Source organism: Caldibacillus sp. 210928-DFI.2.18 (assembly GCF_020554505.1).
Taxonomy (GTDB): Bacteria; Bacillota; Bacilli; order Bacillales; family Caldibacillaceae; genus Caldifermentibacillus; species Caldifermentibacillus hisashii.
Genome location: NZ_JAJCHL010000078.1, coordinates 1 through 14626 on the forward strand (window position 1 = coordinate 1; position 14626 = coordinate 14626).

Consider the following 14626-nt stretch of genomic DNA (forward strand, 5'->3'; position numbering starts at 1 on the left):
GGCAAAAATATATGATCTGCTTTAAATTTTTGGGAATGGAGTTAAGAAAATTTAGCCTGATTCGTGGAAAAAAATATATGGTCTGCTTTAAATTTAGGGAATGGTTTTAAGAATTTTTACCCTAATGTGCAATCGAAAAATATCGTTTGCTAAGAAATTTGCATGTGGATGAAAGAGTATATTGGCTAATTTGTGGTCATTAAAGGGTCCAATATCTTTTCCTATGTAAAAACATGGGAAGAATGTCATTATAGCAGAAAGACGTTAGGAGGCTGTTAAATGCGAATTGATAAAATTTTGGCAAATATCGGCTATGGGAGCCGGAAAGAAGTGAAAAAGTTATTAAAGAATCGGGTGGTAACTGTAAATGGAGAGACCGTGACAGATGCGAAAACTCATGTCGACCCAAAAAAAGATGAAATGACTGTTTATGGGGAAAAAATTGAATACAAAGAATATATTTATTTAATGATGAATAAACCGGCCGGTGTGATTTCCGCGACAGAAGACGTCCGTGAGAAAACCGTGATTGATTTGTTAGGAATGGAGGATGCTGTTTATGAGCCTTTTCCCGTTGGACGACTCGATAAAGATACAGTGGGTCTGTTGCTTCTAACGAATGACGGGGGATTGGCGCATCAGCTGTTGTCACCGAAAAAGCATGTACCGAAAACGTATTATGCATTAGTGGATGGAACCATTACGGAGGAAGACAAAAAAGCGTTTGCAGCCGGAATTAAGCTTGATGATGGTTATGTCACAAAGCCTGCTCAACTCAATATATTACGGAGCGGTGAAATTCGGTCGGAAATTGAGTTGACGATTACAGAAGGGAAATTTCATCAAGTGAAACGCATGTTTGAAGCGGTAGGAAAAAAAGTAGTTTATCTAAAGCGGCTTTCCATGGGACCGATTAAGCTGGATGGGGATTTAGCTGAAGGGGAATATCGAAAACTGACCGATGAAGAAATCGATCTTCTGAAAAATAGGCAATGACCTGTTTTTTATAATTATGAAGTGCGGGCTGAAAAAAATCGCCAATTAAAGGCGATCCCTATATAAATCTTTATATCTAAGATGAAATTCTCACTTTTTTATCTGTCGTTGTCCATTTGCCTCGGCTTGGGCTTGTAACTAAGCCATTATATGCCAAAACATTTAAATCTCTTTGAATGGTCCGAGGAGTCGTGCCAAACTCGTCAACTAATTCCTGTGTTGACACCGTTCCGTTTTCATAAATAAACATGTATACGGATTTGATTCGAGTTAGCATTCGGTCTGTTGAGTTTTTCAAAAAACCACACCCCTATAAAATTATTAATTGGCGAACTGCAAACGACAACGGGGAATAGCATCCCTGTTCTCTGAGACTCTGCACAACTATCGTCGGCAGGTTCTTATCTACGCAAACTTCTCCTAATTGCACCTTTTCCATTTTAGTAAAACTTAACTTCTCAATGGAGTAATACAGCACATAGAACCATTTGTTTTGATAAGGATTTTTACTAACAATGCATGTTCCAATAAATTACTTTCACATTAGGATAAGGCTCGACTAAAAACTTTTGCTTACCATTCATATCTAAGAAAATATTTTTCCTCATATCATCTCAATAGCTATATCATGAGGTTTCATGACATTGATTTCTGATAAATGAAAATGTAATACTAATATTGTAACGAATTGACATTTAAATTGCCAGTCTTTTTATGTTATTAGAAAATAAATTTTTTTGAACAAATTGTTGAATATCTTGTTAAATTTGTCCACACAAACGGTCACTAAAACTTCCTCTTATGGTTAAAAGAAAGTCAAAGATGGAAAGGAGGGGGAAGATAAGTGCCGTAAGTGCTCGATTGGTTTAACTAATCATCAGTAGGATGAGACCCCCACTGATGGAAGGCTCTCTCTATTGTCAAGAATTATGTAATGACGGTCTTTTCTAATAGTTACGTAAGATTTTCGGAAGTTTAATAGAAAGCTAATAAAATATTCACCTCCTTTTTTGCCATTATATGAATAATGTTATAAAATATTCAAAGAAATTCATTCAATAGATGTTTGAATGGTAATAGGTTATTTTCTTATACGTTTAAGAATAAATTTCCAGCAAAGGTGAGATTTCACTTAAATGTAGGCTGATTTCAACGAAGGGAAGGGAGAACATTGGGAAAAGTTATTTTTAATGGTCATATTGTTGATCGGGAAAAAGCGATCATTCATATTGAGGATCGCGGATTTCAGTTTGGTGACGGTGTTTATGAAGTAATCAGGATTTACAATGGAAAGCCTTTTACATTAAAAGAGCATATTGATCGGCTTTATGCAAGTGCCCAAAAAATTTATATGGAGATTCCTTATTCTAAACAAGAAATAACGGATTTAATTATCAATTTGCTTGAACAAGAGAATGCTTCTACATGTAATCTGTATTTGCAAATTTCAAGAGGTGTAGTTCCCAGAAATCATGTTATTCCTGAAACGGTTTCACCCACCTTGATCGGTTATCTTATGCCCGGTACTCGTCCGGTTGATTTAATGAAAACCGGGGGGAAAGCCGTTATTACGGAGGATTTACGCTGGCATTATTGTGATATAAAGTCGATCAGTTTGTTAGGAGCTGTTTTGGCAAAGAAAAAAGCAACGGATGCCGGCTGTCTGGAAGCAATTTTACATCGAGATGGCATCATTACAGAGGGTAGTTCGACCAATATATGGATGGTTCAAAACGGGAAGCTATTTACTCATCCGGCTAATCAATTTATTTTAAATGGGATTACCAGACAAAAAGTAATTTCATTGCTTGACTTCAACCAACTGCCTTATGAAGAAACCGGTTTTACTGTGGAACAATTACAAAATGCCGACGAGCTGTTTTTAACGAGTACGACAATGGAAATCATCCCGATTGTTGAAGTAGATGGTGTAAAAATTGGAAACGGGACGCCAGGGGATGTAACGAGAAAACTTCAAACATTATTTGAACAAGAAATAGAGCATGAATGTGGTCATCTTTTAAGCAAGGTGGAATAATTGTCTCTTACAAATATACTTCTACACGAAACGGAATGGCCAAAGATAAGATAATTTTTTAACAATTACAGTTTGTTTATTTATAAATCTTTGAGTACTACTCCCTTTTTTGGTGTACAATAAATAATGAATAAAAATGTACGAGGGAGTACCATTATGAAAGGGAATCATTATTTTTTTGCCGTAAAATTACCGAGTGAAGCGAAGAAATTTATTCACCAATGGGTTATGACGAATAAAGAGCATTTTCCGTTTAAACGTTGGGTCCATCCCGAAGATTATCATATCACCCTTGCTTTTTTAGGGGATCAAGAAATAGAAATGTTAGAAAGAGCAATCGCTGCTGTTGAAAAAATCGCAAAGGAAGAAAAACCATTTGAGCTTACTTTTCATCAGTTGGGGACATTTGGAAAGGCGACGGAACCGCGGATTTTTTGGCTGGATGTTAAAACTTGTGAACGGTTAACAGGTATACAGAAAAACGTGTATAATCAATGTATAAAACTCGGGTTTTCTCTTGATAAAAAACCATTCCGCCCTCATATTACATTAGCCAGAAAATGGGGTGGAACCGATCCTTTCCAAATGAACCTGCTGGATCTGTATAGCTTCCGGAAATCTTTTTCATTTTCTGTTAATCAAATTGTTTTATATGAAACACATCTTGATCAAACGCCAAAATATAAAGAATATCATGTGTTTCAACTGGATGCTTGATGGTAAGAAAAAGAACATGCCGTCTGTGACCGGACAATAAAGCGTATGTATAGGCTGTTCTTCAGTATTTTTTCTGATGTATTAAAAAGGAAGGGTAGAAATAATGGGACAATTGATAAAACTGCAAGACTATGTTTCCAGATATGAACTGGATATATATAAATATCCTTCCCGCTTTATTCGTTTGAAAAGATTGCAGTGGCAGCAATTGTATAAAGCTTGGGATGAAGGCGTATTAGTAAATGCAAGCCCTGAAATAATTAGTACAGCGACTGAAGAACCGTCAGGGAAGGAAAAAATCTGGGGAAAAATGAAATCGGTATTTACAAAAAATAAAGAAGAATGGCAGGAAGATGCTGCGGGTCAAGTCAAGGAATGGGCAATAATAGACGATGAAGACGCGAACATGAACAGATTTCCATTCCAGTTTGAAACAATGCCTAAAACAGTTGACGAGTTAAAGTACCAATTTTTGGAGGAAATATTTAAAGTACAAATTCAGTGGGCAAGTTCAACCGTTTTTGAACAATCGAATGTCGACATTTCTTATTTTTGGGAAAAAAACCTGAAATATTTTATGTTACGGTTCCCGGATACATTTTTATTTTTGTATAAACCGGTATTTTCTTTAAAAAAGGCCGAGATTCAAACCGAGACCATTTTGTTAACCCCGTTGGAAGTTGTTTGTATAAAATTTATAGAATCAGAGGATCAAGCAGTCTATATAGGCTCGGAAGACCATTTTTGGGAAAAAAGGGCTAATCATCAACGGAAAAAATTTTTAAACCCACTTATTGCATTAAATCGTACGGAATCGATTATAAAAGGAATATGGAAGCAAGCAAATATTGATTTTCCGATATCAAAAGTATTGATCAGCCGCAACGGTTTCATTGATTTTCCGTCTGCTCCGTACGGAATTACATTGGTTGACCATCGGAACTATCCCGAATGGTTTGAAAGAATGCGAGAATTTAAAGCACCAATGAAAAACGGACAATTGAAAGCGGCCAGAGCTTTACTTATTCATTGTCATTCTGTTTCCAAGTCAAGAATTTACTAAATCATCCCACTACAAAGTTTGCGCTCGCATTTTTGTGTAAATATATTCCATATGGCAGGATTTAGGAAATTTTGACTTGACGCAAACGTTCACAAAGGGATACAATCATAAAGTCACTATTATTGAACGACAACTTTATCATTTTTTCTTTTCTATATACGATGCATTATTAGGGACCAAAGAGCAGCATTGAGGGTGAACACGGTGGAACATATACTTGAAAATGGTTGGGTGTTAGAACCGGCCGGCGGTTTAACAGGTGAGGCTTTCATCGCTTCTCATGAAAACAAAAAACTATTTATAAAACGAAATTCATCACCATTTTTGGCCGTGCTTTCTGCTGAAGGAATTGTTCCCAAATTGATTTGGACAAAGCGGTCGGAAAGTGGGGATGTGTTTACTGCACAAAAATGGATCAAGGGCAGAAAACTTGAACCGAATGATATGAGTGGTGAAGATGTTGCCAAATTATTAAAAAAAATTCATCGTTCAAAGCCTCTTTTATCAATGATGAAAAGATTAGGAAAAACACCTTTGTCCCCTGAAATATTACTTACTCAACTACAGAGCAAACTTAATGCGAACTTAATAAAAGAATTCGCTATTTCCAAGACGATTCGTTACTTGGAGCAACATGTACCTGAAATACGACCGAATAATTGGGCAGTTTGCCATGGAGATATGAATCATAATAATTGGATGATTACCGATGAGAATGAATTATTTTTAATTGATTGGGAAAGTGCCATTATCGGGGATCCGGCTTTCGATCTTGGACCGTTATTATATTGGTACGTACCCGAGGATGAATGGGAAAATTGGTTAAATAATTATGGGATATACTTGACTGATTCCATCTATAATCGTTTAAAATGGTATGTTTATTACCAGACGCTCTTATCGATTCAATTTTTTGATAGTAAAGGAAATGAAAAAGATCGTGTATTTTGGCTTGAATATTTAGACACAATCAAGTAAGATGTACGAAGAAAACCGACTGAAACAATCTCCCTAATTTCGAAGTCAGGGAGATTTTTTCACGTTATCTGAATTGAACTAACTGAATTGATTAATCTGGTCTACCCAAGAGTTTAATTGATCTTGGTGATTTGATATATGTTCATCAAGATGTTGGGTATATTTTCCATTCTGACCGTATGAATAAATTTCGCTTAGTATTGCTTTTCCGGTTTGATCAATATTTTGATTAACCATCAAAGCCTTGGCGAGTCGTTCAATTTGTTCACATTCTGATACAGATCCGCAGCAATCTTTAGAATGGTTTTGTAAAATATCTTTTAACAAATTCATTTGATCAGTGTATTGGATAGGCATCATGATTCCCCCTTGATGAGATCTTTTATAATATAAAGAAAACTTCGGCGTCAGGGCCTTTAAGCTGTATCAACAAAGCATTGCGCTTTTAGCCGATCGATTTGTACGTCGCTAAGTTGGCGCTGCTGTTTTTCTTATCATATAACAAATTTCTGTTTTTATACTTAATGATTGATGCAAAAATAAGTAATACATTTAACAAAAGAGGTGGCAAGATGCGATTAAGAAATAAACCGTGGGCAAAAGAAAAATTGTTGAACTATCCGCAATTTGTTGTACATCATCCGGAAACGTGGAAGGAAAAATGGCATGACCTTTTTGGTAATAATCACCCTATTCATATAGAAATTGGTACGGGAAAGGGGCGTTTTATTACGGAAATGGCAAAGGCGAATCCTGAAATCAATTATATCGGGATTGAGGCGTATACAAGCGTGATTGTTTCGGCATTGGACCGTGCCATTGAAGCTGAAGTACCGAATTTAAAATTGCTCAATATGAATGCCCAAAAATTGATTGATGTTTTCGGTCCGGGTGAAATTGACCGTCTTTACTTAAATTTTTCCGATCCGTGGCCAAAAAATAAGCATGAGAAGCGGAGGCTTACTTATAAATCATTTTTAGACATGTACGCGAAGGTTTTGGTTAGTGGAGGCGAACTGCATTTTAAAACAGATAATCAAGCTTTGTTTGAATATTCCCTTATTAGTTTTTCTGAATACGGACTGAAATTGAAATATATTAGCCTTGATTTACACAATAGTGATTTTCAAGGGAATATAATGACCGAATATGAAGAGAAATTTTTACAAAAAGGGAATCGGATTTATCGTTGTGAAGTGCAATTTCCTACAATTAGCAAATAAAAATTTAGATAGATTTGATTTTTTGTAATGTTTGGTTTTCCATATGATTAGTTTGCCAAATAAGTTGACTGTGCCGCGGACAAACAAAGTTTTCAGCGACTATTTCTCGTAACGAAAATATTGCTCATAAAATTTTTGCTAAATTGTAAAGTCAAATGCATAAAATTTTTTTTGGAAATTTAATAATAAATTCTTTCCTTATAAAAAAGTTTCGTTTTATAATAGTATATAAAGATAAGTTTATTTTATAAGGAAAGAAGGAATTTTATGTCTGATCGTTATCAAGAAAAAAATCCATTCAAGGAGATTTTTCAGAATTATATATTTATAACAATTGGTGCAATTATATTTGCTTATGGATTGGAAACATTTTTAGTTCCCAATCAAGTGATCGATGGCGGCGTTGTCGGTATATCATTAATTTTAGATGAACTCATTGTACCTATCCCTTTCAGTATTTTCCTCGTTGTTTTAAATATTCCTTTTTTATTCATCGGCTACAAGCAAATCGGGAAATCGTTTGCATTTCAAAGTTTATACGGGATTATTTTGGCATCCATTTTTACGGAATTATTTCACCATGTTGAGCCAATCACTGACGATCCGTTGTTGGCAGCGATCTTTGGCGGAATCGTACTCGGGGTCGGTGTCGGCACGGTTTTGCGAAATAATGGCGCACTCGACGGCACAGAGATTTTAGCCACTTTAATCAGTAGTAAAACCTCATTTTCTGTTGGACAAGTTGTTATGATTTTTAATATTTTCATTCTTGGTAGCGCCGGTTTCGTATTTAGTATTGACAGTACATTTTACTCGTTAATTGCTTACTTTATCGCTTTTAAAGTTATTGATATTGTTATTGTTGGTATGAATGAATCGAAATCCGTCTTGATTGTCTCGGATAAATATAAAGAAATCGGTGAAGCTTTGTTGAATCGTTTAGGGAGAACAGTTACATATTTCACCGGTGAGGGAGGCTACAGCGGAGAGGAGAAGAAGGTCATTTATTGTGTGATAACCCGCTTGGAGGAAGCAAAATTAAAAACGATTGTTCGCTATTTTGATCCGAATGCTTTTTTGGCTATGTCGGATGTTAGCGATGTAAAAGGTGGGCAATTCAAAAAGAAAAGCATTCATTGATTTTCGAATCATTGGTAAAAATCTAATTTTTTCCCACCCCCCCTAGACGGAAAATAGATTTTACTTGTAATAATATTTAACTTTAGATTAATATTTTGATAAATAAGGTTTTCCGGAAAGGGTGGGAGAATGGAACAATTACATATTGGGAAAATAAGGTTGACTTGGCTGAATGGTGGCGTGACCCATTTGGACGGCGGGGCCATGTTCGGGGTTGTCCCGAAACCGTTATGGACGAAAAAATATGCAGTTAACGATAAAAACCAAATCGAGTGCCGAACAGATCCAATTCTTGTTGAAGTAAATGGAAAACGTTTTTTAATCGAATCAGGAATCGGCAATGGAAAATTAACGGATAAGCAAAAAAGAAATTATGGTGTTACAGAGGAATCTAAGATCGATGAATCATTGGCTGAACTTGGATTGAAAAGAACCGATATCGATGCGGTATTGATGACTCATCTTCATTTTGATCATGCGAGTGGATTAACTTTACCAAAAGAAGATAAGTTTGTACCCGGTTTTCCAAATGCGATCATTTATTGTACAGAAACGGAATGGGATGAAATGCGGAATCCGAATATACGCTCAAAATCAACCTATTGGGAAAATAATTGGAAGGGAATTGAAGACCAAGTTGAAACCTTTCATAATGAATTAGAAATTGTACCCGGTATCCGCATGGTTCATACAGGCGGGCACAGTAACGGTCATGCAATTATAATCATGGAATCAGAGGGGGAAACGGCCATCCATCTGGCTGACCTGTTACCGACACATGCACATCAAAATGTACTTTGGGTAATGGCCTATGACGATTATCCAATGAACTCCATCGCTGAAAAGCAAAAGTGGATTCCTTATGCAGAGGAACATAATGCTTGGTTTACCTTTTATCATGATGCTGTTTATCGTGCGCTTAAATGGGATATTCAAGGGAATATCGTTCAGTCGATTGCGATCCAAAAAAATTAATTTTTAACCTGTCGCAAAAATTACTTTAAAACGGCGATTGAGTTATCAAGAAAAAACCCAGGGATGTTTCAGCAATCCTGGGTTTTCGTATCATATTGAGATGTCCGGTTTGAAATTTTTTTAAAATGGGCGTAAAACCCTTACGCCTATAGCCTAGTGGTAGTTTAAACGATTGACCATTCCAAAATTTCCCCTGTATTGGCATCTGCTAAAAATTCAAAATGTTTTTCATCATTGTCTTCTATTTTCGTAATCCCGCCACGGTACGCTTGATATGTGAATGAGTTTTGATTCAAAGTTTCGGGTTTAGTCATAATCCATGATCCGGTCACTTTCCCATTTGCCCCTGCAGTGTTTTTTATGAGATGTAAAATTTCTTCAGATGTAAATTTGCTGCGGTTTTCTGTCATTGCTTTGCTTGAGAGAAATCCAAAAGCGATTCCGCACATGATCCAGGCAAGAAAACTTTTTTTGTTCATTCATTTCGCCTCCTACTATGAAAAAGTATACCTAGTTTTCAGATAAAATACTATAGCTAATTTTAGTTTGGTATATAAAGAAAACCGGTTTTTTATCCTACCTTAACGGCGAGTCAAGTCTCCACCTTAAAATTTTCGAGTTTACAAAGAGGATAGATGGGGGAATTGCCCGTAAAGGTCCGATTGGTTTAACTATCTATTAGTGGAGTGGAAAAACCCCACTGATCGGAGTTTCACTTATCGTAAGTGTCCGATTTTCTTCAAGTTTCATTTTATGGCATAAGCGATAAAAGTTCTGTAAAATAAACAATGTACATATTTTTCGTAATCCTAAAGAAATGGGGTAATCATGTGAATCAAGAGACAATGGATTTATTTAAAGTGTTAACTGAGCTTCCGGGAACTTCCGGAAATGAACATTTTGTCCGAAATTTTATGCGAGAACAGTTGACGAAATATGCGGATGAAATTGTTCAAGATGGTCTGGGAAGTATTTTTGGAATAAAACATAGTGAAAAAGACGGTCCGAAGATTATGGTCGCCGGTCATATGGATGAAGTCGGTTTTATGGTTACAGCGATAACAAAAAACGGGATGATCCGTTTTCAGCCTTTAGGTGGTTGGTCACCCCAAGTATTACAAGCACAACGCGTCCAAATATTTACGGACAATGGGCCGGTGGATGGTGTGATCGGCTCGATTCCTCCACACTTATTAAGAGGTACTGAACATAAGAACAAAGTAACAGAAATAAAGGACTTATTAATTGATATCGGTGCCGACGATAAAGAAGATGCTATACGTATCGGAATTAAGCCCGGGCAACAAATTGTCCCGATTTGCCCATTTACACCGCTTGCCAATCCGAAGAAAATCATGGCAAAAGCTTGGGACAACCGCTATGGCTGTGGACTTGCCATTGAACTTTTAAAAGAGCTTCAAGGAGTGACATTGCCTAACACACTATATTCCGGAGCGACCGTTCAAGAAGAAGTGGGTTTACGCGGCGCAAGAACTTCCGCATACATGATTAAACCGGATTTATATTTTGCTTTGGATGCCAGTGCGGCGAATGATATGACCGGTGATAAAAACCAATTTGGTCATTTGGGTGAAGGTGTGCTTCTCCGCATTTATGATCCGACCATGGTCACACATCGGGGGTTGCGGGAATTCATATTAGATATGGCAGAATCGAATCATATTCCGTATCAATATTTTGTTTCCGGTGGCGGTACGGACGCGGGTCAAGTTCATCTTGCCAATGAAGGAGTACCAAGTGCGGTAATCGGAATTTGTGCACGGTATATTCATTCGCATGCATCCATTATTCATGTTGATGATTATTTGGCAGCGAAAGAATTGCTTATCAAACTTGTCAAAGCCGCTGATAAAACAACGGTTGCGAGTATAAAAGCCAATGTATAACCATCGATTTGCGTATATTTCCTTGATCAAGCTTAATCGAAAGCTATTTACGCAAGCAGCGGAACTGAATAAGATCGTAAATTGAAATCCTTATTCTTAGGGGGCTCACGTTTTCCGCTTTACCCGGAAACGCCCCCAATCATTGAGTTCTTTCCATATTTATATATTATGAAGCCATCGGGTAGGAACTGTTGTTTTTACCCTATCTTTTTTTTACAAAAATTCTTTTAAAAGAAAGAGGAATGATCATGAGACTGGCGGCAGGTACAACAAATCAGGCAAAATTGCAGGCTATTTATAATATATTTAATGATGGGGCGAATATAATTCCGTGCAAAGTTCCATCCAATGTAAGCGATCAGCCATTTTCTGATGAGGAAACGATCCAAGGAGCGATCAATCGAGCAAAAAATGCCATTGCTGAAACAAATGCTGATATTGGTATTGGTTTGGAAGGAGGGGTAAATGAATCACCACACGGATTAATGTTGTGTAATTGGGGAGCACTTGTTATACGCGAATCTTCTGAACAACCTTTTATCGCCGGCGGTGCACGAATTGTTTTGCCTGCTTATATTAGTCAGAGATTAAGAAATGGGGAAGAATTGGGACCGGTAATGGATGACTTTTGTCAACAAGAAAATATTCGTTCTCATGAAGGGGCAATCGGAATTTTTACCGATGGCCAAGTAAACCGGGTTGAGATGTTTACACATGTAGTGAAATTATTAAAAGGGCAATTCGATTATGCCAACAAAACAAGTAACGGGGGCTGATCATGCTTCGAAAATTACAAGTAATTCAATTACTGTTGTTCGTTTTTCTTTTATCTGCTTGTACTTCATCACTTCAGGATAAACAGCAAGATGTTAAAGAGCTGTTGGAGTCAAGTGTGACGGCAGAAAGTGAGAAACCAAATAAAGAGACCGATGATATTCGTTTCTATTTACCTTTCGCAATGAAAATGAATGAATCGGATGCAAATAATATCCTTGTTACAAAAGGAGACCAAATATTTATTTTATTCATCAATAAGAATGAAAAAGAGGATAGCCGGGTTGTTTACGAGTCGATGTTAAAGGAAGCTAATTCCTATACGTTTACTGAAACATTTACGTATAAAAATAAGTTCGGTTATGTATTTTTAAAAGAAACAAAAAAAGATGAATATGAACTGACGGTCGGAATCGGCGGCTATAAAATGACTACCATGACAGATATGAAGCGATTGACCCAAGATGCGGAAACGATGATGAAAGTGGTATCTTCTATTGAATTAAAGGGATAATAACAGCTAATTGGTACCATATGTTGCGTTGGAGACTTAAAGAAGACAAAAACGAGTTGACGCGGTAAAACATCTTCACATTGGAGACCTCCGCAAGAGAAGCTGCAAAAGAAGTACTAAAAACAAGATAGTGGAAAGTCTTGTCCTGCTTTGCTAAACTCTATAAGAGAATATTTCCAACCAAAATTTTTAAATATTGCTGGAGGGTTTATAAATGGAAAAATTACAATCCGTTGAACAATTTGAATCGCTAAAGAATAGTGGAAGTCATGTCTTTTTATTTACGGCCGGATGGTGCCCGGATTGCCGTTTCCTTGAACCGTTTTTGCCGGAAATTGAAAATGAATATAAAGAATACACTTTTGTTTCCGTTGACCGGGACGAATTTATCGACTTATGCGGGGAACTGGATATTTTTGGCATCCCAAGCTTTGTTGTTTTTAAAGATGGTCAAGAAATCGGACGTTTTGTCAGCAAAGATCGGAAAACAAAAGAAGAAGTGGAAAAATTTATGGATTCATTAAAGTAGGTCCTGTGCATCCATAATATGGAGTGATTCCTATGAAAATGTCGGTTACAACCTTGAAAAAAATTTTAGAACAACGTTTAGCAGGCGACAACCGGAAAATTACTTTCAATCGTGATAAAGATGAATTAAGGGTGGAAGATACAAAAATCAAAAAAGGGATTAATATTTCTTTACCACCAATTATCGGGAAATGGGAAAAAGAACGGGACCATGCTATTGATGAAGTTGTCTATTATGTAGAAGCAGCATTAAAAGCGATGACGTCATCAATCGAATTGACCGGACAGGAGAAAAACATCTTTCCGGTCATTCGTTCCACCTCTTTTCCGAAAAGAACAGATACAGGTGGAGAAATGTTAGTGGATGAGCATACCGCGGAAACGAGGATTTATTATGCCCTGGATTTAGGCAATACATATCGACTAATTGATGAAAACATGTTGGCAAAAGAAAATTGGGAGCCGAACATGATCCGGGAAATGGCCAAGTTTAATTTACGATCACTTGCTAATCCGTTGAAAAAAGACTCCGTCCGCGGGAATGACTTTTATTTTTTAAATACGAATGACGGATATGATGCGAGCCGGATTTTGAATGAAAACTTATTGAAAGAAATGGAAGAAAAGGTTGAAGGGAAACTCGCTATCTCCATTCCCCATCAAGATGTTTTGATTTTTGCTGACATAAAAAATGATATCGGATATGATATATTGGCCCAAATGACGATGAGTTTTTTTACAAATGGGGCGATTCCAATTACTGCCCTCTCTTTTTATTATGAAGATGGGAAACTCGAACCGATTTTTATTATGGCCAAAAACCGGCCGATTAGAAAGGAGTAATCGAATGAACATTTTTTACAATAAAGAAGGAGTCGGCGATATATTTTTAATTTCGTTGAAGCCGGTAAATCAAGCAAATTTTACATATGAGAAAAAAGATGATGTTGTAAAAATCGTAAACAGTGAGACAGGTGAGACAGCAGGGTTCAACCTCTTCAATGCCTCAAACTATGTTTCTTTTACTGTGACGAAAGGACTTGTAGACTTGACGGAGGAATTGGTGGCGAAATTAAATGAAATCATAAACAGTCACGGATTCACCGATCAGTTAACTGCTGATCTTTCACCAAAATTTGTTGTCGGTTATGTGAAAGAAAAGGAAAAGCATCCGCAAGCGGACAAATTAAGTGTTTGTAAAGTCGATGTTGGAACCGAAACATTACAAATTGTTTGCGGTGCGCCTAATGTGGATGCGGGGCAAAAAGTCGTTGTCGCTAAAATTGGTGCGGTGATGCCGAGCGGTCTTGTTATCCAACCTGCTGAGCTTCGGGGCATATCTTCACAAGGAATGATTTGTTCGGCCCGGGAATTAGGACTGCCAAATGTCCCCGAGAAAAAAGGAATCCTAGTTCTCGAAGATACATATACGGTAGGAACCGAATTTAAATATTAAAAACTGATAAAATACAAGATTAAATTGGCTGCAGTTGCAACTCAAACGTCTTAGTTTCTAGTAGTGTGTTATCACTGATACTGCACTTTTCAAATAAGAGGCAAATCCTAAATTAAACATGACAATAAAATGGTTTAGTTTTGCATCTTAGCAAACCAATCAAATCTATGAAATACGTTCTCGTTGACATTTTAGAGCGAGAAATATTCTTTTTTGGCGACGAGACCTATTCTCGTCGTCGTATTTGGGTGAAAATCTTGATTTTTTGACGACGAACCTGAATCTCGTCGCCGTTTTAAGGTGAAAAATGCCTGTTT

At 36.8% G+C, this 14626-nt stretch carries 17 protein-coding genes; 14 read left to right on the forward strand and 3 right to left on the reverse strand.

All coding sequences use genetic code 11. The annotated features are described in order from the left end of the window. Positions 1 to 279 precede the first annotated feature (279 nt). Complete coding sequence (locus tag LIZ98_RS13765; RefSeq protein WP_227139975.1) at positions 280 to 996, forward strand: pseudouridine synthase; 717 nt, start codon at positions 280 to 282, stop codon at positions 994 to 996. A 76-nt stretch (positions 997 to 1072) separates the two neighbouring features. Here LIZ98_RS13765 and LIZ98_RS13770 read toward each other — a convergent pair whose 3' ends face one another. Next, the gene (locus tag LIZ98_RS13770; RefSeq protein WP_041845709.1) at positions 1073 to 1294 is read right to left on the reverse strand and encodes a DeoR family transcriptional regulator; all 222 of its coding nucleotides are present in this window, start codon (positions 1292 to 1294) and stop codon (positions 1073 to 1075) included. A gap of 873 nt (positions 1295 to 2167) precedes the next feature. On the opposite strand from LIZ98_RS13770, the gene dat reads away from it, so the two are divergent. The 4 genes from dat (at position 2168) to LIZ98_RS13790 (ending at position 5792) form a co-directional block, all read left to right on the forward strand. Continuing rightward, on the forward strand, positions 2168 to 3034 hold the full coding sequence (gene dat / locus LIZ98_RS13775; RefSeq protein WP_034771863.1) for a D-amino-acid transaminase: 867 nt from the start codon (positions 2168 to 2170) through the stop codon (positions 3032 to 3034). A gap of 126 nt (positions 3035 to 3160) precedes the next feature. Next, on the forward strand, positions 3161 to 3751 hold the full coding sequence (thpR, locus tag LIZ98_RS13780; RefSeq protein ID WP_227139976.1) for an RNA 2',3'-cyclic phosphodiesterase: 591 nt from the start codon (positions 3161 to 3163) through the stop codon (positions 3749 to 3751). A 103-nt stretch (positions 3752 to 3854) separates the two neighbouring features. Further along, positions 3855 to 4814 (forward strand): NERD domain-containing protein, encoded by a 960-nt coding sequence (locus tag LIZ98_RS13785; RefSeq protein ID WP_227139977.1) that lies wholly within the window; start codon positions 3855 to 3857, stop codon positions 4812 to 4814. 204 nt (positions 4815 to 5018) lie between these two features. Beyond that, on the forward strand, positions 5019 to 5792 hold the full coding sequence (locus LIZ98_RS13790; protein ID WP_227139978.1) for a phosphotransferase family protein: 774 nt from the start codon (positions 5019 to 5021) through the stop codon (positions 5790 to 5792). A gap of 78 nt (positions 5793 to 5870) precedes the next feature. On the opposite strand, the gene LIZ98_RS13795 is transcribed toward LIZ98_RS13790, so the two are convergent. Further along, positions 5871 to 6149, reverse strand: coding sequence for a YtzH-like family protein (locus LIZ98_RS13795; protein ID WP_034771859.1), 279 nt, complete (start codon positions 6147 to 6149; stop codon positions 5871 to 5873). Between the two features lie 215 nt (positions 6150 to 6364). On the opposite strand from LIZ98_RS13795, the gene trmB reads away from it, so the two are divergent. The 3 genes from trmB (at position 6365) to LIZ98_RS13810 (ending at position 9130) form a co-directional block, all read left to right on the forward strand. Next, positions 6365 to 7015 carry a tRNA (guanosine(46)-N7)-methyltransferase TrmB gene (trmB, locus tag LIZ98_RS13800; protein WP_041845704.1) on the forward strand — a complete coding sequence of 217 codons (651 nt, stop codon included), beginning with the start codon at positions 6365 to 6367 and terminating at the stop codon, positions 7013 to 7015. A 267-nt stretch (positions 7016 to 7282) separates the two neighbouring features. Further along, complete coding sequence (locus LIZ98_RS13805) at positions 7283 to 8155, forward strand: YitT family protein (RefSeq protein ID WP_227139979.1); 873 nt, start codon at positions 7283 to 7285, stop codon at positions 8153 to 8155. A gap of 129 nt (positions 8156 to 8284) precedes the next feature. Then, positions 8285 to 9130: a YtnP family quorum-quenching lactonase gene (locus LIZ98_RS13810; RefSeq protein WP_034771856.1), complete on the forward strand. Its 846-nt coding sequence runs from the start codon at positions 8285 to 8287 to the stop codon at positions 9128 to 9130. A gap of 164 nt (positions 9131 to 9294) precedes the next feature. On the opposite strand, the gene LIZ98_RS13815 is transcribed toward LIZ98_RS13810, so the two are convergent. Beyond that, a complete protein-coding gene (locus LIZ98_RS13815; RefSeq protein WP_227139980.1) occupies positions 9295 to 9609 on the reverse strand; it encodes a PepSY domain-containing protein in 315 nt (104 codons plus the stop codon). A 351-nt stretch (positions 9610 to 9960) separates the two neighbouring features. Here LIZ98_RS13815 and LIZ98_RS13820 point away from each other — a divergent pair, with 351 nt between their 5' ends. The 6 genes from LIZ98_RS13820 to ytpR all read left to right on the forward strand — a co-directional run bounded on the left by LIZ98_RS13820 (position 9961) and on the right by ytpR (position 14309). Then, positions 9961 to 11037: a M42 family metallopeptidase gene (locus LIZ98_RS13820; protein ID WP_095142067.1), complete on the forward strand. Its 1077-nt coding sequence runs from the start codon at positions 9961 to 9963 to the stop codon at positions 11035 to 11037. 248 nt (positions 11038 to 11285) lie between these two features. Continuing rightward, positions 11286 to 11813, forward strand: coding sequence for a DUF84 family protein (locus tag LIZ98_RS13825; RefSeq protein WP_227139981.1), 528 nt, complete (start codon positions 11286 to 11288; stop codon positions 11811 to 11813). A gap of 2 nt (positions 11814 to 11815) precedes the next feature. Further along, a complete protein-coding gene (locus LIZ98_RS13830) occupies positions 11816 to 12325 on the forward strand; it encodes a hypothetical protein (protein ID WP_041902923.1) in 510 nt (169 codons plus the stop codon). 214 nt (positions 12326 to 12539) lie between these two features. After that, entirely contained in the window at positions 12540 to 12854 is a 315-nt protein-coding gene (locus tag LIZ98_RS13835; protein WP_041845697.1) for a thioredoxin family protein, read from the forward strand. A 32-nt stretch (positions 12855 to 12886) separates the two neighbouring features. Continuing rightward, positions 12887 to 13696: a DUF1444 domain-containing protein gene (locus LIZ98_RS13840; RefSeq protein ID WP_041845696.1), complete on the forward strand. Its 810-nt coding sequence runs from the start codon at positions 12887 to 12889 to the stop codon at positions 13694 to 13696. Between the two features lie 4 nt (positions 13697 to 13700). Next, entirely contained in the window at positions 13701 to 14309 is a 609-nt protein-coding gene (gene ytpR, locus LIZ98_RS13845; RefSeq protein ID WP_227091748.1) for a YtpR family tRNA-binding protein, read from the forward strand. The last annotated feature ends 317 nt before the right edge of the window (positions 14310 to 14626 follow it).